The following is a 23,920-nucleotide window of genomic DNA, read 5'->3' as shown; positions in this document are numbered from 1 at the left end:
CCTATTTCGTAAAACTTTAAAATTATTTGCTCAATATAATAGACGAAAAAGACTCGCTTTTCGCGAGCCTTTTGCTAGAAAGATGGAATTAGGATTCCGCTTTCGGTTCCAATTGTTTCTCGACAGCCTTCAAACGTTTGTTCATCTCATCAATGCGGTGAACACGCGTGGCCGTTTTTCGCCACTCACGATTAGGCTGTAATGGAATGCCTGAAGAGTACATGCCTTTTTCAGAAATGCCTCTCATCACCATGCCCATACCGGTGATAGTGACCCCATCAACGATTTCAATATGCCCGTTGATAACCGTTCCGCCACCAATGATGCAATATTTACCTATGGTTGTACTGCCAGCGACAATCGTACCACCCGCCATGGCTGTACCATATCCGATGTGCACGTTATGCGCGATTTGGATCTGATTGTCGATAATAACGTTATCTTCAATCACAGTGTCATCTAACGCACCGCGGTCTATTGTCGTACATGCGCCAATTTCCACACGATTACCGATTCGGACCGTACCGAGTTGAGGGATTTTGACCCACTCACCTTTTTCATTGGCATAACCAAAACCATCGGCACCAATAACAGTATTAGATTGAATCAAGCAATCACTGCCAATAGCGACACTATGGTAGATAGAAACATTCGCCCACAGTTGAGTGTTAGAGCCGATGGATGCATTCTTACCCACAAAACAGCCAGCACCGATAACCACGTTATCACTCAGCGTTACCCCAGATTCAATCGTTGCATTAGCACCGATTGAAACATTCTGACCGATCACCGCATCAGAAGCGATGGCCGCTGAAGCTGCAATACCTTGAGCAGCAGAAGGCGTTGTATCTAATGCTTGAGCCACTTTTGCAAACGCAATATAAGGATCGTCAACGACTAAAACATTACCCTCAAAATGTTCCCGCTGTGCTTCTTTCACCATCACAACCGTCGCAAGACAATCATTTAAGTGCTTGGCATACTTAACATTAGATAAGAAAGTGACGGTACCTTCAACGGCTTTGTCCATCGGAGCAACGGTAGACACAGTAGCACTTGCGTCCCCATACAGTTCTCCACCCGTTATCGTAGCCAATTCGGCAAGTGTTAGTTTCAACATATTATTTTAGTGAGTCGATGACTTTTTCAGAAATATTGTATTCAGGCTTCGCGTACTGTAGAGCCTGCGCTTCAATAATAAGGTCATAGCCTTCTTTTTCAGCCACTTTGTTAACCGCGTCTTGAATCAGTTTAAACAATTTTTGCTTCTCTTCTGCTTCACGACGTGCTGACGCTTGCTCTAACGACTTACCTTTGATTTGGAAGTTACTTTCTAGTTGGCTAATCTCAACACGAAGTTTTTCAACTTCCTCTTGGCCCAGCAATTCACCATCACGCTGTAGCTTTTCCATTTTAGTCTTAGCTTGAGCTTGAATCGTTTGAAGTTCCGCTGCACGATCTTTGAACTCTTCTTGCATTTTTTGCAATACCACTTCTCGTTGTGGAAGTGCTTGAAAAATTTGAGCCGAATTAACATAACCTATTTTTTGTGCTGCTTCTGCTGCGTGTGCAAACATTGATGTGCTTAAAACAACAAGGCTAACACCAGCCGCTTTCATGATATTTTTCAAAGTAATTTCCTTTATTAGAAGGTTCTGCCAATAGTGAAAGTGAATACCTCTTCGTCATCACCCTCAAAACTCTTAATAGGTGATGCCAACGAGAAGACCAGAGGGCCCATCGGCGACATCCACTGTAATGCTGCGCCGTAAGACGCACGATAATTGGTTGGATCTGAGTAATCGTAATAGTAGTCACTGCCATATTCGGCACCTGAATCACGATAGTCAAACTCGGTATCCCACACGCTTGCCGCATCAATAAATAAGCTTGTTCGAATTTGGCTGCGTACTTCATCTGACGCAAACGGTGTTGGGAAAATCAATTCCAGACTGGCTAAGGCAACAGCGTTACCCCCTACTGAGTCATCTGTCGCGGTATCTGTACCATTATTTGAGCCAGAGTAATCACGATAAACCGCTTTCGGACCGGCTGAGTTTGACCCAAAGCCACGCAGCGAAGTAAAGCCACCGGCGTAGTAGTTCTCATAGAATGGGAACAAATTGTCTTGCCCATCGGTTTGACCGTAGCCATTGCCGTACCCCAAGCGACCGCGCATCAACAAGGCGAAGTCATGCTTTTGCGTCAACGGGAAGTACTGGCGAATATCATACTGAACTTTGAAGTACTGTACGTCAGAGCCAGGTACGGTCATTTTATAAAATGCTCGTTGGTGGTTACCCGCTGTCGGGAAGTAACCACGGTTTAATTGGTTACGAGTCCAGGAAATATTAATATCGAAGTCATTGGTATTCAATGAGCCTGAATTATCAATATTACTGGCTTGTGACGCTAAGAACTGCTCAACTTGCAAGTAAGGCGATAAGTTACCGATCTTGTTGTGGGTATAGCCTACACCCAGTTCAAAAAAGTTCACCTCATTCGCCCAGCTACCCAGTGTCATACTGACCCCGTAGCTTTCATTGGTATAATCAACGATACCCGCTTCAGAAGCTTCAAATTCGTTGTAGAAGATTTTACCCCCCAGACTGACACCATCGAGCGTCCAATACGGGTCACGGTAATCTAAACTGACGTTCTTTTGATAATCGTTCATCATCGCGTTTATGCCCACACGATTACCTGAACCAATAAAGTTATCTTGCTGCAAACCGACTTGGAAGCTCACACCCGATTCAGTACCGTAGCCGACACCAAAGTTAATGCTGCCTGAGTTCGCTTCTTTCACATCATAAACAAGATCAACTTGGTCCTCACTTCCAGGAACACGCACGGTTTGTACGTTTACCGTTTCAAAGAAACCTAATCGATTTAATCGAGTCTTGCCCGTTTCGATTGATTTTGAGTTTAACCAGCTTCCTTCCATTTGACGCATTTCACGACGCATGACTTCATCGCGCGTTGAGTTGTTACCGACAAATCGAATATCACGAACATAGATACGATTACCCGCTTCGACGTCAATCACTAGCGAAACTTCGTTCGTTTCATCATTAAAATCTGGCAAGGTTCTGACTTGCGGATACGCATAACCAGCTTCACCCAGAACACGCTTGATCTCTTCTTCTAACTGGGTAACCGATGAACCGTTGTAAACCGAACCTAAATCAAACGGAATCATCTCTTCAAATTCAGATCTCTTACCAATCAGTTCGCCACGGAAGCTAACATCTTTAATCGTATAAGCATCACCTTCGTTAATACCTAAGGTAATGTATACGCCTTTTTTATCAGGAGAGATTGCCACCTGCGTTGAGTCTACTTGAAACTTCAAGTAGCCACGATCCAAATAGAACGAGCGAAGTGATTCGATATCAGCAGCCAAGACTTGCTTCTGGTATTTATCATCAGCAAGGAAGTTCCACCATGCAACGTCAACATTCAAGTTAAAACGCCCGACTAACTCTTTATCGTTAAAGACCGTGTTACCAATAAAGTTAATTTGCTTGATTTTAGCGGAAACACCTTCGGTAAAAACAAACTTCAAATCAGAACGATTTCGCGGTAAAGGCGTGACAACAGCCTGAACCGTTGCGTTATATTTACCCACGCTGTAATAGAAATCTTCAAGACCTTTCTCGATATTAGCGAGAGTTGTCCGATCAAGTGCTTCACCTTGTCGAATACCTGAAGCGTCTAAGTTTTGCTGAAGCTGCTCTTCTTTGATCGCTTTGTTACCTGAGAAAGAGATACTGGCAATCGTAGGGCGCTCTTTCACTTGAATAACGAGCACATCGTTATCACGTAAAACTTGAACATCTTCGAAATTACCCGATGCATAGAGAGATTGAATAATCTCAGCAACATTTTGACTGTCGATCTCATCGCCAATTCGGACGGGCATCTGCAGTAACGCTGCACCAAGTGCCACACGCTGTAATCCGTCGATCTTGATATCTTGAACAACAAAGTTCTCTGCGCTATTTGCCGATACGCTTGTTGCTAACAACGTTGCAAACAGAATCTTTTTAATCGCCATATTTGTCTTAGCTATTCCTTTACTACACTACAACCTGAGCCTTGCTTACAGGCGAGAAAAATCATTAAAAATTGCGATTGCCATAAATGACAAAATAACAGCACCACCGATTCGAAAACCCATTTCTTGTACCTTTTCTGGCACTGGGCGACGAATGATTGCTTCAATAGCAAAAAACAGCAAATGACCACCGTCTAACATTGGCAATGGTACTAAATTAATAATGCCTAAATTGATACTGATGAGCGCTAAAAAGCCTAAAAAGTATACGAGCCCATAATCAGCGGTTGTACCAGCCCCTTTTGCGATAGAAATTGGGCCACTCAAATTATTTAGACCGACATCACCGACCACCAATTTCTTCAACATGGTCGCCGTTAAATTAATAACCTGACCGGTTTTCTCAATCGACTTACCGATAGATTCAAATACACCATATTGCAGTTCAAATCGATATTTTTCAGGCCATTCTGAGACTTCCGAAGCGATTCCCGCAAAACCTATCGACTTGCCCTGGTGATCATCACGACGCCCGGGAGTTAATGTGATAGTACGATTTTCGTTGTCTCGTTCAATCAATAATTCAATGGGTTGTTCTGGTTTACTTTGAATGACCTCAACTAACTGCTGCCAATTGTTCAATTCAACCTGGTCTGCTGCAAGCAGTGTATCACCCACTTCAAGTCCTGCACGATCACCAGCGCTGCCCTCTGAAACATTAGCCAACGTCATGGAAACCTCTGGTCGATAAGGCATAAACCCTAATGTCCCCATAGCAGACTGCTTTTCTGGGTCAAAGTTCCACTCAGATAAATCAAGAGTCTTAATTTGTGATACGCCCACACCTTCTTCTGACGATACCGTGAACGTTAAGTTATCATCGCCAATATGAGCGATGATACCCATATTCACCGACTCCCAATCACGGGTTTTGACGCCAGAGACAGCGGTAAGTTCCATACCCGGCTTAAGGCCTGCATTCGCTGCAATAGAATAAGGTGTTACTTCACCAATAACCGGCTTAACCGCGGGAACCCCAATTAAAAAGACTGCCCAGTAGGCGAAAATCGCAAATAGGAAATTAAATATTGGTCCAGCAGCGACAATGGCTGTTCTCTGCAATAACGGCTTTTTATCGAAAGCTACATGGTATTGTTCTGGGGGAATCTCATCAACACGGCTGTCTACCATTTTGACATAGCCGCCAAGAGGGATCATTGAAAGGCTGTATTCTGTTCCATCTTTCCCTACCTTCCGCCATAGAGATTTGCCAAAGCCAATAGAAAACTTTTCGACTTTGACTCCGCAGCGGCGAGCGACCCAAAAGTGGCCAAATTCATGCACGGCAACTAGAATGCCCAGCGCAATCACAAAGGAGGCAAAATTCCACAGTATTCCTGTCATGCTGTACGCTCTCGTAATATCTGATTCGTCATTTCCCGAGCCATCTTATCTACCTCAAGCAAGCTTTCCAAGTCCAATGGCGCGGAATAAGAGTCGATTGCACAGACTTTAGACATGACGATTTCATTAACTCGAGCGATATCGGTAAACCCTAATTGTCGTTGTAAGAAAGCCTCAACCGTTACTTCATTCGCTGCATTTAGCGCGGTTGTCAGGTGCTGCCCTTCATAACAAGCATCTATCGCCAGCTTCAAACATGGGTAGCGAGAGTAATCAGGTTCTATGAAAGTCAGCTCACTAAGGCGGGTAAAATCTAGAGCAGAAACACCGGAACTCACGCGTTTTGGATAAGCCATTGCCGATGCTATCGGAGTGGCCATATCAGGCTCTCCCATCTGGGCAATCACAGAACCATCACGAAATTGGACCATAGAATGAATAACCGATTGAGGATGGATGATCACTTTCAGCTCAGATTGTTTAGCATTAAACAACCACTTCGCCTCGATATACTCCAGCCCTTTATTCATCATGGTTGCTGAATCGACCGATATTTTAGGCCCCATAGACCAGTTAGGGTGAGCAATCGCCTGCTCCGGTGTGACATGAATCAGCGATGAAACTTCGGTATAACGAAATGGGCCGCCAGAGCCCGTTAATAAGATATGCTGAACACCGTGCTGTGTGAGATCGCAATGACCTAAGGTTGTTTGAATCTCACTTGGTAAGCATTGAAAAATGGCATTGTGCTCGCTATCCACAGGAAGCAGTTCTGCGCCATGCTGTTTAACCGCATCAATAAAAAGCTGGCCAGACATAACCAAGGCTTCTTTGTTTGCCAGTAACACTCGCTTGCCCGCTCTAATCGCTGCCATCGTAGGCAGCAATCCAGCTGCTCCAACAATAGCGGCCATAACCGTATCTACCTCGTTAAATTCAGCAACGTGACACGTTGCTTCAGGCCCAGCCAAAACCTCTATACGAGGGGCGATAGATGATAGCTTGGTTTTCAACAAAGAGGCGGCTTTTAAATCCGCCATGACCGCGTATTTCGGTTGCCACTTGACGCATAACTCCAGCATTTTATCCACATTGCTGCTTGCGGCTAAAGCAACCACAGAGAATTGCTCAGGGTTCTGCTCTACCACTTTTAATGTGCTTGCACCAATTGAGCCTGTAGCGCCTAAAATCGTTAGCTTACGCATCACTATAACCGTAATTTCGAGAGGTAAGTAAACACTTACCTATTCATTAAAAGATGAAGTAAAGAAAAGCAAAAACAGGGAACGCAGCCGTTAAGCTATCTATTCTGTCTAAAACTCCACCGTGCCCTGGGATAATGTTGCTGCTATCTTTGATACCAGAAACGCGCTTGAACATACTTTCGACCAAATCACCAAGCACTGAAATAATCACGGTTATTAGCGTAATCACTACCATAGAAGCGGAGCTCGTAAATTCGATTCCAAACCATTGTGCGGTAAACCAGCCAACGATGATAGCCGTAATAATTCCACCAACGAGCCCCTCTATCGTTTTGTTTGGACTTACTGATGGCGCCATTTTTCTTCTTCCAAACGCTCTTCCAGCAAAGTATGCACCACTATCCGCCGCCCAGACAATCAAGCACACAAATAGAACAAGCTTAGCGCCATAATAGACATCAGTTTCAATACCTTGGGCTCTTAATATCAGAATACTCCACAAAAAAGGTAGCAGTGTTAGCAAGCCAAAAGCGTGTCTTAAAAAATTAGAAGCTTGCCAAGATTGGCTAGAGCGTGGGTAAGTAATCGCGAGCGCACTGGCATAAAGCCACCAAGCGCTGCCTAGCGCCAACACAAAATAATGCGTAGGCAGTAACGCATTCAAGCTTTTTGCATCAAAGGCAATGACAACAAAGCTTAATGCGGCAATAAATAATGAAGGAACTAATGCACGAAGACGAGATTTGTGCTCGACAAATTGAGTCCATTCCCAGAAGCCTATCCCAGTAACTGCCGCGATCGCGATGACAAATAAAGACAGCGGAAGCTCAAAAATCCCTAAGATAACCAGGGGAGCCAGAATGAGTGCGGTAATAATTCGTTGCTTCAAACTAATGGATCCTTTATTAATTTTCCATCAATGCTTTGATTTGGTTTCCTGTACACCCAAAACGGCGTTCACGATTAACAAACCAAGTCACTGCTTCAATTAGGTTATCTTCACTAAATTCTGGCCAATAAATTGGCGTAAAGTAAAGCTCTGCATAAGCTAATTGCCATAACATAAAGTTACTGATTCGACACTCTCCACCCGTTCGGATCAGCAAATCAACATCCGGAATATCGGACATGGTTAAATGAGATGAAATAAGATCTTCATTGATCAGATCTGAGCTGAGTTTCCCCTGCTCAACTTCTTTCGCAAGCTTTTTCATTGCCTGCGTAATGTCCCACTGCCCACCATAATTTGCGGCAATATTGATAACCATGCCCGTATTGTCTGCCGTTTTTTCTTCGGCTTGACTGATTTTTTTCTGTAAACGTTCACTGAAGCGACTCTTGTCACCAATAATACGTAAACGAAGATTATTTTTATGCAGCTTTTTTATCTCTGTTGATAATACAGTGATAAACAACTCCATCAATACACCAACCTCTTCCTCTGGGCGTCGCCAGTTTTCACTGCTAAAGGCGAATAACGTGACGGCTTCAATACCGAGTCTGGCTGCGGTGCTGATGGTCTTACGAACTGCAGTAACACCATTCTTATGGCCAAAAACTCTCGGCTTACCTTGGGCTTCAGCCCAGCGACCATTACCATCCATAATAACGGCAATGTGTTTGGGTAACGCTTCGGTTGATAACTGAGTATTTAACATAGAGGCTGTTCGGTGGGTTGAAGTGAATATAGAATAAAAAAGCGCTGTGCCATTTACACAGCGCTTCTAAAGATAATCAAAGTGCTTATTTACACTTCCATTAATTCTTTTTCTTTAACAGCTAACGTTTCGTCTACTTTTTTAATCGCGGCGTCAGTCAACTTTTGAATGTCGTCTTGTGCTTTACGTTCTTCATCTTCAGAGATGTCTTTGTCTTTTAGAAGACCTTTCAAATCACCGTTAGCATCGCGACGGATATTACGGATAGCAACACGACCACCTTCAGCTTCACCACGAACAATTTTAACTAAGTCTTTACGACGCTCTTCAGTTAACGGTGGTAATGGAACACGAATAACCGTGCCCGCTGACATTGGGTTCAAACCTAGATCAGAAGCTAGAATCGCTTTCTCAACTTTAGGTGCAAGCTCTCTATCAAACACAGTGATAGACAAAGTACGTGCATCTTCAGCTACAACGTTCGCTACCTGATTTAATGGCGTTGGTGCTCCGTAGTACTCGACGGAAAGGCCAGCAAGTAAGCTTGGGTGTGCACGACCAGTACGAATTTTTGTCAGGTTATTTTTTAGCGCTTCGACGCTTTTTTCCATGCGCTCTTGCGCGTCTGTTTTAATCTCGTTGATCACAATTTCACCTTGATTTTCATTCTTAGTATAGGAAAGCCATTTAGGGCTCTAAGCTAAGTTCTACTACCACCATACACTTGTGATAGTAAGACGTACATTAATCGGCGTCGCTGATTAGTGTACCTTCCGTTTCGCCCATAACCACGCGACGCAATGCGCCTGGTTTGTTCATATTGAACACTCGAATTGGCATCTTGTGGTCACGCGCTAGCGTAAACGCCGCCAAATCCATGACTTTAAGTTCTTTTTCAAGAATAGTGTTGTAAGACAGCGTATCATACAACTCTGCATCAGGGTTAGCTACTGGGTCAGCAGTAAATACACCGTCTACTTTTGTCGCTTTGAGAACCACGTCAGCTTCAATCTCAATTCCGCGCAAACATGCAGCAGAATCTGTTGTAAAAAACGGGTTGCCCGTTCCGGCTGAAAAAATCACAACACGACCATGACGTAACTGGCTAATTGCATCAGCCCAGTTATAGTCATCGCAGACACCTTTAAGTGGAATAGCAGACATAACACGCGCATTAACATAAGCGCGGTGAAGCGCATCACGCATCGCTAAACCATTCATAACTGTTGCCAGCATTCCCATGTGGTCACCCACGACACGGTTCATGCCAGCTTCTGCGAGACCCGCGCCTCTAAAGAGGTTACCACCACCGATTACTACGCCGACTTGGACACCAAGTTCAACCAATTCTTTTACTTCTTGAGCCATGCGATCAAGGATTGCAGGGTCAATACCAAAACCTTCTTCGCCTTGCAGCGCTTCGCCACTCAGTTTTAACAGGATACGTTGGTACGCAGGTTTAGGGTTCGTAGTCATGGAGTTTACCTTCCAAAAAGTGATAGTTTTGATTAACGGTCATGAATAAATACTGAGTATTGTGTACGCTGCCAATATTCATTGATCACTGAAATCATCAAATGCTTTTCGCAAAAAGACCGCAGCCTTGGCTACGGTCTAATAATTAAGCATGCAAAAGGATTAACCTTTTTGAACCGCTGCTACTTCTTCAGCAAAGCTCATTTCAGCTGCTTTCTCGATACCTTCACCCACTTCTAGACGAACGAAGTCAGTAACTGTTGCGCTTCTTTCTTTAAGAATATCGCCAACAGTTTTCTTAGGTTCCATGATGAAAGCTTGGCCTGTTAGAGAGATTTCGCCTGTGAATTTCTTCATGCGGCCGATAACCATTTTCTCAGCGATTTCTTGAGGTTTACCTTCATTCATCGCGATTTCAACTTGAACCGCTTTCTCTTTAGCAACTACATCAGCAGGTACGTCAGATGGATTCAAGAATTCAGGCTTAGAAGCAGCAACGTGCATAGCCACGTGCTTAAGTGTTTCAGCATCGCCTTCACCAGCAACAACTACACCGATTTTCTCACCGTGACGGTAAGAAGCGATAGCTGCACCTTCAACGAACTGTACGCGACGGATGCCGATGTTTTCACCAATTTTGGTTACTAGAGCAATACGTGCGTCTTCAAACTTAGCTTGAAGTGCTTCAATGTCTAGACGTTCAGCTAGAGCAACTTCAGCAACTTCGTTAGCAAAGGCTAGGAAGCCTGAATCTTTTGCTACGAAGTCAGTTTGGCAGTTTACTTCAAGAAGCGCAGCAACACCGTCAGCTTCTTTAATAATGATTGCACCTTCTGCAGCAACGTTACCAGCTTTCTTAGCTGCTTTCGCTGCGCCAGATTTACGCATATTTTCAATCGCTAGCTCAATGTCGCCTTCAGCAGCAACAAGTGCTTTTTTACATTCCATCATGCCCGCAGCTGTGCGTTCACGAAGTTCTTTTACTAGAGCAGCAGTTACAGTTGCCATTCTCTATTCCTCAGTTAATTCGAAATAAGGTAAAAATCAGGGGCCTATATTGGGCCCCCGATGCTAACTAATACTTAATCGATACATGCTTTATAAGATGTACCCATTTAGCATGGCTCAGAGCCGCTATTATTCAGCTTCTACGAAACCGTCTTTTTCGCCAGCAAGAGCAGCTACATCTTTGTTACGACCTTCAACAACTGTTTGTGCAACAGCGTTTAGGTAAAGTTGTATTGCACGGATTGCATCATCATTACCAGGAATGATGTAGTCAACGCCGTCTGGGTTAGAGTTAGTATCAACGATAGCGTAAACTGGGATACCTAGGTTGTTAGCTTCTTTAACTGCAATGTGCTCGTGATCAGCATCGATTACGAATAGAGCGTCTGGTAGGCCGCCCATATCTTTGATACCACCAAGTGATTTCTCTAGCTTCTCCATTTCACGAGTACGCATTAGAGCTTCTTTCTTAGTAAGTTTATCAAAAGTACCGTCTTGAATTTGAACTTCTAGCTCTTTAAGACGTTTGATAGACTGACGAACAGTTTTGTAGTTTGTTAGCATACCACCTAACCAACGGTGGTTAACGTAAAACTGGTTGCTAGCTACAGCAGCTTCTTTTACAGCTTCAGATGCAGCGCGCTTAGTACCAACAAAAAGAACTTTACCTTTTTTCTCGCCAACTTTAGCCAGTTCAGCTAGAGCTTCGTTGAACATTGGTACGGTTTTTTCTAGGTTGATGATATGAACTTTGTTACGAGCACCAAAGATGAATGGCTTCATTTTTGGGTTCCAGTAACGAGTTTGGTGACCGAAGTGAACACCAGCTTTAAGCATATCGCGCATTGATACAGTTGCCATTTTAAAATCCTCTATGGGGTTAGGCCTCCACACTCCCCATGACTCCGACCCCTAACATCTATTTGTTTAAGCACAAATAGTTTGACAGTTGAGGCACCCCGGAACATGTGTCGGAATGTGTGTGAATTAAATTAAAGTGAGTGGAATACAGCAGTCACTATCGCCAGTGATAGAGATAATTGACCGATATTCCGGCGCGCTTTATACCATATTTTCACACTATATGGCTAGTAAAAAAACCTAACCGATTGACTTCCCGCTGAGTCTATTTATCGATGTGATCCGATTATCAATGAAAACCGCCCACTGAGACGCATACACTTTTTCAGTACTTCCTGATAGAATACGAATCATTATTGTCGAGAGCACCTTAAACTGGCTGAGAATTAGCGCTAATGTCTATAAAAATCAAAACCCAGAAAGAAATCGAAAGAATGCGTATCGCTGGCAAACTGGCATCCGAAATTCTAGAAATGATTGAACCCCATATAAAAGAAGGGGTAACAACCGATGAGCTCAATACTCTCTGCCATGATTACGCAACGGAGAAAGGTGCTTACTCTGCTCCTCTTGACTACCATGGTTTCCCTAAATCAATTTGTACCTCGATCAACCATATTGTTTGTCATGGTATCCCTGCCTCTCAAGATGAAAAAGGCAGTAACGGTCAACTGAAACCCGCTGTATTGAAAAATGGTGACATACTTAATGTCGATATCACAGTTATCATTCCTGATGAGGAAGGCGCGGACTTAAGCACTCGACCTCAAGGCTATCATGGTGATACTTCCAAGATGTTCTTGGTGGGTGACGTTTCTCCTGCTGACAAACGCTTATGTATGGTCGCTCAGGAAGCCCTATATGTCGGAATGCGCAAGGTGAAGCCGGGTGCAACTGTCGGTGACATCGGTACGGCAATTGAAAAGTACATCAAAGAAAACAACAAGAAGAACCCTCGTAATAAGTTTTCAATCGTTAAAGACTTTTGTGGTCATGGCATCGGGGACGAATTTCATGAAGAACCACAAATTGTTCACTACAAAAACTCCGATCGTCGAGTCTTAAAAGAAGGCCACTGTTTTACTATTGAACCTATGATCAATGCGGGCAAATTTGGCTGTAGTGTCGATGCCGAAGATGATTGGACCGTTTATACCGGGGATGGTAAAAACTCAGCCCAATGGGAGCACACCATTCTGGTCACAGCCAATGGTTGTGAGGTACTCACTCTTCGCAGCGAAGAGACCATACCAAGATTGATGAAAAACTGACGTTAATATCCCTGCCTAGCAGGGATATTTTTTTATCCCCTTCAATCTGGTAAGTTAACTGTCTTAATATCGATATTCACATTGCATGGATCGCTGAATATGCCGTATCAATCGCCACAAACCTTCTCAACTGATCAACTCTCAATAGCTTCTCTCAAGGAGCAACTTGATCTCTTTTCTGACTTTCAAAAGAATGAATTTCTCGCTCACCACCCAATATCTGACTTGGTATTAGGTCGATCAGACTATATGGATCGGCTGCTCAATCGAATCTGGGTGGAGCATGGGTTCAATAAACTGCCGAATATTAGCTTGGTGGCGGTAGGGGGGTATGGCAGAGGAGAGCTGCACCCTCTTTCTGATATTGATATTTTAATTGTTTCAAGAAAAGCACTTCCCCACTCCCTTGGCGAAAAAGTCAGTACCTTCATTACGCTGTTGTGGGATCTAAAACTAGAAGTGGGCCATGCGGTTCGTACCGTCGATGAATGCCTTACTATTGGTAAGGCAGATTTAACCGTCGCGACTAATTTACAAGAAGCACGATTGCTGTGCGGTTGTGAAGATACTTTCAGCCAATTAAGTACGCAAATCAACTCCCCCTCTTTTTGGCCTAGTGACGACTTTTACAAAGCAAAAATTCAGGAACAAAAGCAACGCCATGCTCGCTATCACGATACCACTTATAACCTCGAGCCGGACATCAAATCGACTCCAGGGGGCTTGCGAGACATCCATACTTTGAGTTGGGTTGCGAGGCGACATTTCGGTGCAACCTCTCTATTGGAAATGAGTAAATACGGATTTTTAACCGATGCTGAGTATAGAGAACTGGTTGAGTGTCAGGACTTCCTTTGGCGAGTTCGCTTTGCCCTGCACATTGAGCTAAAACGTTACGACAACCGACTCACCTTTGGGCATCAAGCACAAGTAGCAGAAAGTCTTGGCTTTAGTGGTGAAGGTAATCGAGGTGTCGAGATGATGATGAAAGAGTTCTATCGGACTCTGCGTCGCGTTGCTGAATTGAACAAAATGCTGCTCAAGTTGTTTGATCAGGCGATACTTGAAAATGGGGTAGAATATGACGCCGTTGTGCTGAGCAGTGATTTTCAGCGTAAAGGTAAGTTGATTGAAGCACGTAAACCTGCTCTTTTTCAAGCTAGGCCCGAAACGATCCTTGATATGTTTATTCATATCGCTAACGATTCGTCTATCGAAGGTGTAGCTCCTTCAACGATGAGACAACTGCGCACAGCAAGACGACGCTTGAATAAGTTTCTGCATGTGATTCCGGCCGCTAGAGAGAAGTTTATAGCGCTGGTTCGTCACCCTAACAGCCTTCACAAAGCATTTAGCCTGATGCATAAGCTTGGGGTACTGGCAAGTTACCTACCCCAATGGAGCCAAATCGTTGGCCAAATGCAATTCGACCTCTTCCATGTTTATACTGTGGACGAGCACAGTATTCGCCTCCTAAAACACATTAACCGTTTTAATGACCCAGCAAACCACGATAAGCATCCGATTTGCTGTGAAGTGTTTCCACGCATACATAAAAAAGAGTTGTTGTTGCTCGCCGCCATTTTCCACGACATTGGAAAAGGTCGAAATGGTGATCATTCAGAAATAGGCGCGGCTGAATCTTACGAATTTTGTATCGAGCATGGATTATCAAAACCAGAAGCAAAACTGGTTTCTTGGCTAGTTCAAAACCACCTGTTGATGTCTGTCACCGCTCAACGTCGTGATATTTATGATCCTGAAGTCATCACAGAATTTGCAAAGAAAGTTCGAGATGAAGAGCATCTTGAATATTTAGTGTGTTTGACCGTTGCGGATATCTGCGCGACCAACCCAGAACTGTGGAACAGCTGGAAACGAACCTTATTGGCCGAACTCTTCTATTCCACTCAACGAGCACTGAGACGAGGCCTAGAAAACCCTGTCGATGTGCGTGATAGAATTCGCCACAACCAACAACTTGCTTCTGCACTGCTGCGTAAAGAAGGCTTCTCTGCGCGAGAAATAGAGGTTCTCTGGCAACGATTCAAAGCCGATTATTTCCTACGCCACACCCACACCCAAATTGCGTGGCACTGCACTCATTTACTGAACCAAGAGGATCGCAATAAACCCGTCATTTTGATCAGTAAAAAAGCGACGCGAGGCGGCACTGAAGTGTTCGTCTACTGTAAAGATCAGAACGCATTATTCGCTACCGTGGTTGCGGAGCTGGATAGGCGTAACCTCAATGTTCACGATGCTCAAGTTATGACCAGCAAAGATGGCTTCGTGCTCGATACCTTTATGGTGCTCGATCAGAACGGCGAGTCTATTGACGAAACTCGCCACAAAGCGGTCATTAAACATCTGATTCATGTTATCGAAGATGGCAGACCCACTAAAATAAAAACTCGCCGTATCCCAAGAAATCTTCAACACTTCACGGTGAAGACTAAAGTTGACTTCCTACCGACCAAGAGCAATAAACGCACGTTGATGGAATTTGTCGCACTGGATACACCGGGATTACTCGCCACAGTGGGCGCGACCTTCTCTGATCTTGGCATCAGTTTACACGCTGCAAAAATCACAACCATTGGAGAGCGTGCAGAAGATTTGTTTATTTTAACCAATGGCAGTGGCGCCAGATTAGATGAAGAAGCACAAATTCAACTGCGCAATAAGCTCATCGAGAATATCGCAGAGCTAGCACCCAATTAATCGCGATCTTGCCCACAAGTTGCGCAGTTGTTTTGATTGTCAGCTATCTACCACGAATATAGGCTGCTACATTAATGAGAGTTTTATTCATTTAACATCACGAGTTAGAGGTAGCCTATGTTTCCAAACCTCACAGGCTTAGGGGTTCAAAACCCTAAGCAAATTGAGCGTTATTCGTTACGACAAGAAGCGCACAAGGATGTGTTAAAGATCTATTATCATAAGCAGAAGGGCGAGTTATTCGCCAAAAGCGTCAAATTTAAATATCCACGTCAAATAAAGAATGTACTGGTTGATAGCGGAAGTCACCAATACAAAGAAGTGACTGAAATAAATCGCAACCTGACATTGGTTATCGACGAGTTAAATAAAGTCACTAAACCTGAAAAGCTGGCGGAAATGGATGTAAAAGCTAAAATATTAAAAGACTTACGCCACCTTGAAAAGGTTGTTTCTAGTAAAATCACAGAAATTGAATCTGACTTAGAGAAACTCAAATAGTTACGATCAATTATCGACAGTATGCCAATAAAAAGAGGCTCCTTGTTGGAACCTCTTTTTATTTGAGAGAAAAATAATGCTCTGTATGCACTACCAGCCAGCATACCCACCAACAAAGTAGAGCGATATGGCTGCCATAATGCCCGCAACGACGTCATCAATCATAATCCCTAAACCGCCATGTACCCTTTTATCAAGCCAACCAATAGGCCAGGGTTTGACCATATCGAAGAAACGGAAGAGTACAAAACCAGCCGCTATCCATTTCCAATCAAAAATGGAGATACCTAACATGGGTACAATCAGCATCGTTATCCAGAATCCGACAAATTCATCCCAAACGATAGAGCCATGATCGTGGACTTTCATATCATCAGACGTGATTTGACAGATTTTCACACCAATAATCGCTGACGCAAGAATAACGACAATAAATAACCACAGGGGAAGCTGAACCAATAACAGATAAAATGGAATCGACGCTAACGTCCCCATTGTTCCTGGAATAATGGGAGAAAGTCCACTCCCAAATCCCGTCGCTAAAAGGTGCCAAGGGTTTTGCAAAGAAATTCTAGAAAGAGGGTTTGTCATTGTTTTCCCTTAAAATGATCGTATCCATTCAGTTGCCAGTCCAGTACTTTATCACCCTTTTTTAACTCAAACGTGCCAATAGGACGAATTTGACCGATACAAGTGATTTTTGTGCCCGTATGACTGAGGGCGCTTTCGATGGACCCTTTATTGTATTCTGGCACAGTAAAGCACAACTCATACTCTTCCCCACTGGTTAATGCATATTGCTGTGCAATGGATTGCTCTTGGGTAAAACCCATCAACTCTTTAGATAGTGGCAGCGCATCGACATCAATGGACGCACCGACCCCTGAACGAGTCATAATATGACCGAGATCGGAAATAAGCCCATCGGAAATATCAATCGCAGAAGAAGCCAAATTAAGCAGAGCTTGCCCTACGAGCACCCTAGGTGAAGAGAGATAGTGGCGCTCTTCCAAAACCTTTGCGTACTGTTTATGCGCATTCACGTTGTCTAAGATGACATCCAATCCTGCTTTGCTGTCGCCCAGATCACCAGTGACATATATCCAGTCCCCTACTTTTGCTCCACTGCGGCGTAGCGCTTTTTCTTCTGGTACAAAACCCTGCACAGTTAAAGTGAGACTAAGTGGGCCTTTGGTTGTGTCACCACCGATCAATTGCAGGCTGAAGTAGTCTGCTAAACGAAAAAACGAATCACAAAACGGAGCCAGCCATTCTTCATTAGGTTCTGGCATCGTTAATGCGAAAGAGACCCATGCTGGCGTCGCTCCCATTGCAGATAAATCACTGATATTTGAGGCCAGCGCTTTATGAGCTACCCAGCTAGGGTTAGCATCCGCTAAAAAGTGAGTCCCCGCGACAAGCGTATCAGTGCTAATCGCGATGGCGACATTACTGGGGCTTTTCACTAGTGCGCAGTCATCACCCGCGGCAAGTAAGACATCTTTACGCTGCGATTGACGACCAACAAAATACTTATCAATTAGATTAAACTCACCAGACATAATGAATGCTCATACCCTTAAGACAAACAAGAGAAGGACGCAACTTAAGGTAAATAATCCCTTTAATCGCCCAGTATTAGTCATAAAAAAGGCCAGCATAAGCTGACCTATTTTGATTATTATTTTTTATTTCTTCTTACGAACGTGTGGTGCAGCCTTATCAAGGACACCATTCACGAACTTGTGGCTATCTTCAGCTGCGAATACTTTTGCAAGTTCAATCGCTTCATTAATTACCACTTTGTAAGGTACATCTTCACGACGAGTCATCTCGTACATAGCAAGACGAAGCAAAGCCAGTTCCATAAGATCCAAATCCTGCATAGGACGAGATACGAATGGACGAAGTTTGCTGTCCAATTCCATATGACTAAGTGCAACACCAGTCAGTAGGTCGCGGAAGTATGCCACATCGGTTTCTGGTGCGATTAGAGCAGGCTCAGCAGCATGATGCTCTTCTTCATCATACTTTCCACCAGATATAAACTGTTCTTCAACTACGGCAACATTTTCTTTGCTAATTTGCCATGAGTAAATTGCTTGTAGAGCAAATTGACGTGCATTACGACGTGCGGCTGGTTTCACACTGGCCCCCATTAGGAATCGATTTCAGAAAGAACGTTGATCATCTCAAGTGCGCTTAGTGCAGCTTCTGCACCTTTGTTACCAGCCTTGGTTCCTGCGCGTTCAATAGCTTGATCGATGGTATCAACAGTAAGGACACCAAATGCAACTGGAAGACTAAATTCCATAGACACTTGTGCCAAACCTTTATTACATTCACTACAAACATAGTCGAAATGAGGCGTACCGCCACGAATTACCGTACCTAAAGATACAATCGCATCGAACTGACCAGTCTTAGCTACACGCTGAGCAACTAATGGAAGCTCAACGGCACCTGGACAACGGACAACAGTAATGTTCTCGTCGCTAACCTGACCATGACGTTTTAAAGTATCGATTGCACCAGAAAGCAGGCTTTCGTTAATAAAACTATTGAAACGAGCAATAACGATAGCAATTTTTGCATTTGGCGCTGGGAAGCCACCCTCGATCACTTTCATAAGCCTTCCTTTAACTATGTTCATCAAGTGAGAATCGCCGGATTCTAGCATAAAACTGTGAGCAATATCTAATAGATATTGAAGTTAATGCGAATCGCTGGCTTGTCTAATTTAAATTTCTGATAGTGATAGAAAATCACTGTTATCGATAAAAAAGGAAGCAAGCGCTTCCTTTTATAACGTGAATTAAGGCATAAGCTTACTCAAGCCCTACCCTATTTATTCACACACGTATTCAATCACATTTAGACCAAAACCACCAAGTGCATGGTAACGTTTTGAGCTAGAAGACAATAAACGCATATCGGTCACACCAAGATCCGCTAAAATTTGAGAACCAACACCGACGCGGCGTGACGTTCCTTGCTTTTTAGCCATCGTCGGCGCTTCACCTTTATCTTGAGCTTCGAAGACTTTCACTTTGTGGATGAGCGATTCAGGCGTCTCTTCATTGCCTAAAATCACCAATACTCCGCCTTCTGAGCCAATGCGCTTCATGGCTGATTCTAATGTCCAACTGCGCTCGGTTCCGCGATCGGAGTGTAATAAGTCGGTAAAAGTATCGTGCAGATGCACACGGACTAACGGTGCTTGATCGGCTTCCTCTTGAGCAAGGCTGCCTTTAACCACTTTTTCTTTAATCATGGCATGATGGATTTGGTTATCGATGGTATCTCTGAACGTGACCAACTCAAAATCGCCAAATTCTGTCGGCAATTTACATTGACCAACGCGCTCTATCGTTGTCTCTGTATTGTTTCGATACTCAATCAGATCCGCGATGGTGCCTAATTTTACATCATGCTTTTTAGAAAAGACTTCTAAATCTGGGCGACGCGCCATAGTGCCGTCATCATTTAGAATCTCAACAATAACAGAAGCTGGCTCTAAACCGGCTAATCGACCTAAATCGCAACCCGCTTCAGTGTGGCCTGCTCGCGTCAATACTCCGCCGTCTTGAGCGGTCAACGGGAAGATATGCCCAGGTTGAACAAGATCTGCGGCTTTTGCGTCTTTTGCAACCGCCGCTTGAACCGTAACAGCTCTATCAGATGCTGAAATTCCGGTAGTCACTCCCTCAGCAGCTTCAATCGATACCGTAAAATTAGTCGTGAACTGGGCGTTGTTATCTTGCACCATCGGAGGTAAACCCAATCGTTCACAGCGTTCTTTTGTCATTGTTAAACAGATTAATCCACGCCCATGAGTCGCCATAAAGTTAATCGCTTCTGGCGTTATGTGCTCTGCGGCCATGATCAAATCGCCTTCATTTTCTCGGTCTTCGTCATCCATAAGAATAACCATTTTACCAAGGCGAATATCTTCAATAATTTCTTCTGGCGTGCTAATTGACATGCTTAATTCCTATATTCCAATGTCTAAGTTCTCTTGCTTGCTTCTTCAATGACAGCAAACATGAACACTCAATTACCAATAGAGACGGGCTCTTATGCAAAGCCGTTTTGTTGTAAAAACTCCATGCTCAAACGAGATTTGGGCTCGGATTGCTCTTGCTGACCTTGAAGTAACCTTTCCATGTAACGCGCAAGCAGATCCACTTCAAGGTTGATCTTGCGACCCACTTGGAAATCGTTAATCGTGGTTTCTTCACCCGTGTGAGGCACGATGGTAAGTTTAAAGGCATTTTTACGTAAGTCATTCACGGTTAAGCTAATACCATCGACGGTAATTGAGCCTTTTTCTGCAACATACTTTGATAGTTCGGCCGGCATTGCAACCCAAAACTCAATAGCTCGGCCCGCTTGATGACGCTCGATAATTTCACCGACCCCATCAACATGACCCGAGACGATATGTCCACCAAATCGAGTGGTCGGTAACATCGCTTTTTCTAAGTTAACCTTATCGCCCGCTTTATAATCGGTAAAACCTGTTTTATTCAATGTTTCTAAAGAAAGGTCTGCGGTATAACTCGACGAATTGAAGTCGACAACGGTCAAACATACCCCATTGGTTGCGATACTATCACCCAACTTCACGTCGGACATATCAAGTTTACCAACATTGACCGTAACGCTAATATCTTCACCTTTCGGTACGATAGACGCGATATGGCCGACTGTTTCTACTATTCCTGTAAACATGTTATTTATCTTTTTGTTTTAGTGTTGCTACGATTCGAATATCTGGCCCCACTTGACGCAGGTCTTGGATGGATAACTCATGAGTGTCGCTCATCGATTCAAACCCAAGGGCACCAAAGAGGCCACGGCCATCACTGCCCATAATTTTGGGCGCCAAATACAATATAAGTTCATCAACAAGGTCAGCGTTAATCAATGATTTCGCCAATGTCGCCCCCGCTTCAACCCAGATGTTGTTGATATTGTGTGATTCTACTAAGTCTTGAAATGCTTTGTCTAAATCAATCTGTCCGCTTTGATTTAAGCTGGCAACGATATCTCCAGTTTCAGACACGGTAATAACCGCCCCTGACGACTGATATAAATTCAGTGACGCCGAAAGTTGTCGTTGACGATCTAGAATCACCCGAGCGGGTTGACGAACCTCATTAGCAGGGTAATGAGATTGAATACTGGCCGGCAAGTCATCCCAGCGCACATTTAATGAGGCATTGTCTTCGATGACTGTCTTACTGGTTGATAATATTGCGCATGACTTTGCTCGATACGCTTGAACGTTTTGACGAGACTGAGGAGACGTAATCCATTGGCTAACCCCATTACTGAGTGCCGTTTGTCCATCTAAGCTCGCGGCCATTTTAAGCTGAACGAATGGGCGACCCGTTTTCATGCGTTTGATAAAAGCTGGGTTTAATGCTTCAGCCTCCGATTCAAGTAAACCCACGTCGACCAATATGCCAGCCTGTCGAAGCATTTCGATGCCTCGGCCAGCCACTTGCGGGTTCGGGTCTTGCATGGCACATACCACACGACTGACACCCGCATTAATGAGACCTTCTGCACATGGTGGCGTTCGGCCATAGTGAGAACAAGGCTCTAACGTAACGTAAGCCGTTGCTCCGACAGATTGGCTACCAGCCATACGAAGAGCATGCACTTCAGCGTGAGGCTCACCAGCTCGCTTATGGAAGCCTTCACCGACCATTTGGCCTTCAGACACAATAACACACCCAACATTAGGATTAGGTGCCGTGGTGTACATCCCTTTTTTTGCTAACGTAATAGCATGGGACATCATTTTATAATCGAATGTTGAAAACTGGGGCATGGTTTGTGGGCTTAATCTTCTAGTTTTGCTATTTCTTCGCCAAACTCACGAATATCTTCAAAACTACGATATACGGAAGCAAAACGAATATAGGCGACTTTATCGAGTTCTTTGAGTTGATCCATAACCAGGTTCCCAATCATGTCACTCGGCACTTCACGTTCACCTGTGGCTCGAAGCTGAGATTTTATCATGCTGATAGCAAGCTCAATCGAATCGGCACTGACAGGGCGTTTTTCTAAAGCTCGCTGAACACCACCAACCATTTTGTCTTCATTGAATGGTTCACGATTGCCGTTTGTTTTGATCACTTTAGGCATCACCAGCTCAGCCGTTTCAAATGTGGTGAATCGCTCACTACACGCTAGGCATTGTCGACGGCGACGAACCTGATGACCATCAGCAACGAGTCTAGAATCAATAACTTTTGTGTCGTTCTCAGAACAGAATGGACAATGCATATTACCTCCAAGTGATTGAATGCCAGTGTAACGGAATTACTCTTACTAAGAAAAGCAAAAGGGGCAACACGCCCCTTTAAAATCATAGAATCCTGAGACACTTCAAGCTATGAAAGTCTGAACCTCGAACTCTCGCAAAAAGTAGCCTCGATTATGAGCCTGTCATCATTTTTTCTAGTGATATTACGGTCGAGTCAAATAATCGGCTTTTCCTACCCACTTATAGCTTGTTAACTCTTCAAGTCCCATCGGGCCACGAGCATGAAGTTTTTGCGTGGAAACCGCCACTTCAGCCCCTAAACCAAATTGCGCACCATCAGTAAAACGGGTCGACGCATTCACGTAGACGGCCGCTGAACCCACTGAGTTTATGAATATTTCTGAATTCTGTAAGCTGTTGGTCATGATCGCATCAGAATGACTGGCGTTATGGATTCGCATATGGTCGATGGCTTCTTTAACATCGACGACCACTTTAACCCCAAGCGTGTAAGCAAGCCATTCTGTATCAAAATCACCTTGCTCTGCGTCGCGGACATTGTCAGCATCGCCCAGCAATGATTTTGCCTTAGGCTCCGCCACAAAGCTGACTTTAGCGCTCATGCGCTGTGCGATTTTTGATAAAAACTCAGCCGCTACCTTTTGGTGGACAAGTAATGTATCGAGTGAGTTACAAGCTGATGGGCGCTGAACTTTTGAGTTTTCCACAACATCCAGAGAACGTTCCAAATCTGCACTCTCGTCGACAAAGATATGGCTAATACCAAAACCGCCGATGATGACCGGAATCGTACTGTTCTCTTTACACATTTTATGTAAGCCAGCACCACCTCTCGGAATGATCATATCAACATATTCATCAAGTTTAAGCAGTTGTGACACAAGCTCACGATCCGGTTTTTCAATGTATTGCACCGAGGCAGCAGGAAGCTTTGCTTTCTCTAAAGCAGATTGAATCACTTTGACCAGTTCCATATTAGAAAAGAAGGTCTCTTTGCCGCCACGAAGAATACTGGCATTACCCGTTTTCAAACACAGTGCAGCGATATCTATCGTTACATTAGGGCGCGCTTCATAGATCACCCCGACCACACCCAAAGGGACACGACGACGTGACAATGACATGCCATTTTCCAGCATTTTACTGTCGATCTCGCTACCAACGGGATCATTCAAACTGATCACATTACGTACATCATTAGCAATGCCGGTTAAACGTTCTTTATTAAGCAGCAAGCGATCCAACAACGCATCGGTTAAACCCGCTTCACGCCCAAGTTGAATATCCTTTTCATTGGCCGCTAGAATGGTATCGCTGTTCGCTTCTAGCTCATCAGCAATAATCGCTAGCGCATGATTTTTTTGTTTGGTTGAAGCTGTTGCTAATTCAAAGGCCGCATTTTTTGCCGCCTGCCCCATATTAAGTAAGTCCACTTTAAAATCCTCTTT

23 protein-coding genes are annotated in these 23,920 nt (G+C 44.1%); 3 read left to right on the top strand and 20 right to left on the bottom strand.

The features are described from left to right. Positions 1-88: 88 nt before the first annotated feature. From lpxD to rpsB, 11 genes are all read right to left on the bottom strand, one after another. On the bottom strand, positions 89-1,120 hold the full coding sequence (lpxD, locus tag A1QO_RS00420; protein ID WP_017035074.1) for a UDP-3-O-(3-hydroxymyristoyl)glucosamine N-acyltransferase: 1,032 nt from the start codon (positions 1,118-1,120) through the stop codon (positions 89-91). Position 1,121: 1 nt separating this feature from the next. Further along, positions 1,122-1,631, bottom strand: coding sequence for an OmpH family outer membrane protein (locus A1QO_RS00415; RefSeq protein WP_017035073.1), 510 nt, complete (start codon positions 1,629-1,631; stop codon positions 1,122-1,124). Between the two features lie 14 nt (positions 1,632-1,645). After that, positions 1,646-4,060, bottom strand: coding sequence for an outer membrane protein assembly factor BamA (gene bamA, locus A1QO_RS00410; RefSeq protein WP_017038731.1), 2,415 nt, complete (start codon positions 4,058-4,060; stop codon positions 1,646-1,648). 45 nt (positions 4,061-4,105) lie between these two features. After that, on the bottom strand, positions 4,106-5,464 hold the full coding sequence (rseP, locus tag A1QO_RS00405; RefSeq protein WP_017038730.1) for a sigma E protease regulator RseP: 1,359 nt from the start codon (positions 5,462-5,464) through the stop codon (positions 4,106-4,108). Beyond that, complete coding sequence (ispC, locus tag A1QO_RS00400) at positions 5,461-6,669, bottom strand: 1-deoxy-D-xylulose-5-phosphate reductoisomerase (protein ID WP_017038729.1); 1,209 nt, start codon at positions 6,667-6,669, stop codon at positions 5,461-5,463. The genes rseP and ispC overlap by 4 nt, the downstream gene beginning before the upstream one ends. A 46-nt stretch (positions 6,670-6,715) precedes the next feature. Beyond that, positions 6,716-7,558, bottom strand: a complete 843-nt coding sequence (locus A1QO_RS00395; protein ID WP_017035069.1) for a phosphatidate cytidylyltransferase — start codon at positions 7,556-7,558, stop codon at positions 6,716-6,718. A gap of 16 nt (positions 7,559-7,574) precedes the next feature. Further along, positions 7,575-8,327, bottom strand: a complete 753-nt coding sequence (locus A1QO_RS00390; protein ID WP_017035068.1) for an isoprenyl transferase — start codon at positions 8,325-8,327, stop codon at positions 7,575-7,577. A gap of 89 nt (positions 8,328-8,416) precedes the next feature. Further along, complete coding sequence (gene frr, locus A1QO_RS00385; RefSeq protein WP_017035067.1) at positions 8,417-8,974, bottom strand: ribosome recycling factor; 558 nt, start codon at positions 8,972-8,974, stop codon at positions 8,417-8,419. Between the two features lie 97 nt (positions 8,975-9,071). After that, positions 9,072-9,803 carry a UMP kinase gene (gene pyrH, locus A1QO_RS00380; protein WP_017035066.1) on the bottom strand — a complete coding sequence of 244 codons (732 nt, stop codon included), beginning with the start codon at positions 9,801-9,803 and terminating at the stop codon, positions 9,072-9,074. Between the two features lie 162 nt (positions 9,804-9,965). Further along, complete coding sequence (tsf, locus tag A1QO_RS00375) at positions 9,966-10,811, bottom strand: translation elongation factor Ts (protein ID WP_017035065.1); 846 nt, start codon at positions 10,809-10,811, stop codon at positions 9,966-9,968. A 129-nt stretch (positions 10,812-10,940) separates the two neighbouring features. Next, the gene (rpsB, locus tag A1QO_RS00370) at positions 10,941-11,672 is read right to left on the bottom strand and encodes a 30S ribosomal protein S2 (protein ID WP_026026736.1); all 732 of its coding nucleotides are present in this window, start codon (positions 11,670-11,672) and stop codon (positions 10,941-10,943) included. A 395-nt stretch (positions 11,673-12,067) separates the two neighbouring features. On the opposite strand from rpsB, the gene map reads away from it, so the two are divergent. The 3 genes from map to A1QO_RS00355 all read left to right on the top strand — a co-directional run bounded on the left by map (position 12,068) and on the right by A1QO_RS00355 (position 16,168). Next, entirely contained in the window at positions 12,068-12,943 is an 876-nt protein-coding gene (gene map / locus A1QO_RS00365; protein ID WP_026026855.1) for a type I methionyl aminopeptidase, read from the top strand. A gap of 99 nt (positions 12,944-13,042) precedes the next feature. Next, the gene (gene glnD / locus A1QO_RS00360) at positions 13,043-15,667 is read left to right on the top strand and encodes a bifunctional uridylyltransferase/uridylyl-removing protein GlnD (protein ID WP_017039576.1); all 2,625 of its coding nucleotides are present in this window, start codon (positions 13,043-13,045) and stop codon (positions 15,665-15,667) included. Positions 15,668-15,784: 117 nt separating this feature from the next. Beyond that, entirely contained in the window at positions 15,785-16,168 is a 384-nt protein-coding gene (locus tag A1QO_RS00355; RefSeq protein ID WP_017035061.1) for a DUF3461 family protein, read from the top strand. Between the two features lie 90 nt (positions 16,169-16,258). Here A1QO_RS00355 and pgpA read toward each other — a convergent pair whose 3' ends face one another. The 9 genes from pgpA to A1QO_RS00310 all read right to left on the bottom strand — a co-directional run bounded on the left by pgpA (position 16,259) and on the right by A1QO_RS00310 (position 23,905). Continuing rightward, the gene (gene pgpA / locus A1QO_RS00350; protein ID WP_017035060.1) at positions 16,259-16,759 is read right to left on the bottom strand and encodes a phosphatidylglycerophosphatase A; all 501 of its coding nucleotides are present in this window, start codon (positions 16,757-16,759) and stop codon (positions 16,259-16,261) included. Beyond that, positions 16,756-17,730 carry a thiamine-phosphate kinase gene (gene thiL, locus A1QO_RS00345; RefSeq protein ID WP_017039577.1) on the bottom strand — a complete coding sequence of 325 codons (975 nt, stop codon included), beginning with the start codon at positions 17,728-17,730 and terminating at the stop codon, positions 16,756-16,758. The genes pgpA and thiL overlap by 4 nt, the downstream gene beginning before the upstream one ends. A 126-nt stretch (positions 17,731-17,856) precedes the next feature. Further along, the gene (nusB, locus tag A1QO_RS00340; protein WP_017035058.1) at positions 17,857-18,327 is read right to left on the bottom strand and encodes a transcription antitermination factor NusB; all 471 of its coding nucleotides are present in this window, start codon (positions 18,325-18,327) and stop codon (positions 17,857-17,859) included. Further along, a complete protein-coding gene (ribH, locus tag A1QO_RS00335; RefSeq protein WP_017035057.1) occupies positions 18,327-18,797 on the bottom strand; it encodes a 6,7-dimethyl-8-ribityllumazine synthase in 471 nt (156 codons plus the stop codon). The genes nusB and ribH overlap by 1 nt, the downstream gene beginning before the upstream one ends. Before the next feature lie 219 nt (positions 18,798-19,016). Continuing rightward, the gene (gene ribBA / locus A1QO_RS00330; RefSeq protein ID WP_017041172.1) at positions 19,017-20,153 is read right to left on the bottom strand and encodes a bifunctional 3,4-dihydroxy-2-butanone-4-phosphate synthase/GTP cyclohydrolase II; all 1,137 of its coding nucleotides are present in this window, start codon (positions 20,151-20,153) and stop codon (positions 19,017-19,019) included. A gap of 92 nt (positions 20,154-20,245) precedes the next feature. Further along, complete coding sequence (locus tag A1QO_RS00325) at positions 20,246-20,902, bottom strand: riboflavin synthase (protein ID WP_017035055.1); 657 nt, start codon at positions 20,900-20,902, stop codon at positions 20,246-20,248. Between the two features lies 1 nt (position 20,903). After that, a complete protein-coding gene (ribD, locus tag A1QO_RS00320) occupies positions 20,904-22,010 on the bottom strand; it encodes a bifunctional diaminohydroxyphosphoribosylaminopyrimidine deaminase/5-amino-6-(5-phosphoribosylamino)uracil reductase RibD (protein WP_017041171.1) in 1,107 nt (368 codons plus the stop codon). Positions 22,011-22,021: 11 nt separating this feature from the next. Beyond that, on the bottom strand, positions 22,022-22,471 hold the full coding sequence (gene nrdR, locus A1QO_RS00315) for a transcriptional regulator NrdR (protein WP_017035053.1): 450 nt from the start codon (positions 22,469-22,471) through the stop codon (positions 22,022-22,024). A 183-nt stretch (positions 22,472-22,654) separates the two neighbouring features. Further along, positions 22,655-23,905: a glutamate-5-semialdehyde dehydrogenase gene (locus A1QO_RS00310; RefSeq protein WP_017038723.1), complete on the bottom strand. Its 1,251-nt coding sequence runs from the start codon at positions 23,903-23,905 to the stop codon at positions 22,655-22,657. Positions 23,906-23,920 lie beyond the last annotated feature (15 nt).

The organism is Vibrio genomosp. F10 str. ZF-129 (assembly GCF_000287055.2).
GTDB lineage: Bacteria > Pseudomonadota > Gammaproteobacteria > Enterobacterales > Vibrionaceae > Vibrio.
Note: the sequence above shows the minus strand (reverse complement) of the source record. Positions and strands in the feature narration are given on the sequence as shown.

Excerpts from the sequence above, each read along its gene's own strand:
- lpxD (WP_017035074.1), bottom strand. The coding sequence starts at position 1,120 with ATGTTGAAACTAACACTTGCCGAATTGGCTACGATAACGGGTGGAGAA.
- bamA (WP_017038731.1), bottom strand. The coding sequence starts at position 4,060 with ATGGCGATTAAAAAGATTCTGTTTGCAACGTTGTTAGCAACAAGCGTA.
- rseP (WP_017038730.1), bottom strand. The coding sequence starts at position 5,464 with ATGACAGGAATACTGTGGAATTTTGCCTCCTTTGTGATTGCGCTGGGC.
- ispC (WP_017038729.1), bottom strand. The coding sequence starts at position 6,669 with ATGCGTAAGCTAACGATTTTAGGCGCTACAGGCTCAATTGGTGCAAGC.
- A1QO_RS00390 (WP_017035068.1), bottom strand. The coding sequence starts at position 8,327 with ATGTTAAATACTCAGTTATCAACCGAAGCGTTACCCAAACACATTGCC.
- pyrH (WP_017035066.1), bottom strand. The coding sequence starts at position 9,803 with ATGACTACGAACCCTAAACCTGCGTACCAACGTATCCTGTTAAAACTG.
- tsf (WP_017035065.1), bottom strand. The coding sequence starts at position 10,811 with ATGGCAACTGTAACTGCTGCTCTAGTAAAAGAACTTCGTGAACGCACA.
- rpsB (WP_026026736.1), bottom strand. The coding sequence starts at position 11,672 with ATGGCAACTGTATCAATGCGCGATATGCTTAAAGCTGGTGTTCACTTC.
- map (WP_026026855.1), top strand. The coding sequence starts at position 12,068 with ATGTCTATAAAAATCAAAACCCAGAAAGAAATCGAAAGAATGCGTATC.
- glnD (WP_017039576.1), top strand. The coding sequence starts at position 13,043 with ATGCCGTATCAATCGCCACAAACCTTCTCAACTGATCAACTCTCAATA.
- A1QO_RS00355 (WP_017035061.1), top strand. The coding sequence starts at position 15,785 with ATGTTTCCAAACCTCACAGGCTTAGGGGTTCAAAACCCTAAGCAAATT.
- pgpA (WP_017035060.1), bottom strand. The coding sequence starts at position 16,759 with ATGACAAACCCTCTTTCTAGAATTTCTTTGCAAAACCCTTGGCACCTT.
- thiL (WP_017039577.1), bottom strand. The coding sequence starts at position 17,730 with ATGTCTGGTGAGTTTAATCTAATTGATAAGTATTTTGTTGGTCGTCAA.
- nusB (WP_017035058.1), bottom strand. The coding sequence starts at position 18,327 with ATGGGGGCCAGTGTGAAACCAGCCGCACGTCGTAATGCACGTCAATTT.
- ribH (WP_017035057.1), bottom strand. The coding sequence starts at position 18,797 with ATGAAAGTGATCGAGGGTGGCTTCCCAGCGCCAAATGCAAAAATTGCT.
- ribBA (WP_017041172.1), bottom strand. The coding sequence starts at position 20,153 with ATGTCAATTAGCACGCCAGAAGAAATTATTGAAGATATTCGCCTTGGT.
- A1QO_RS00325 (WP_017035055.1), bottom strand. The coding sequence starts at position 20,902 with ATGTTTACAGGAATAGTAGAAACAGTCGGCCATATCGCGTCTATCGTA.
- ribD (WP_017041171.1), bottom strand. The coding sequence starts at position 22,010 with ATGCCCCAGTTTTCAACATTCGATTATAAAATGATGTCCCATGCTATT.
- nrdR (WP_017035053.1), bottom strand. The coding sequence starts at position 22,471 with ATGCATTGTCCATTCTGTTCTGAGAACGACACAAAAGTTATTGATTCT.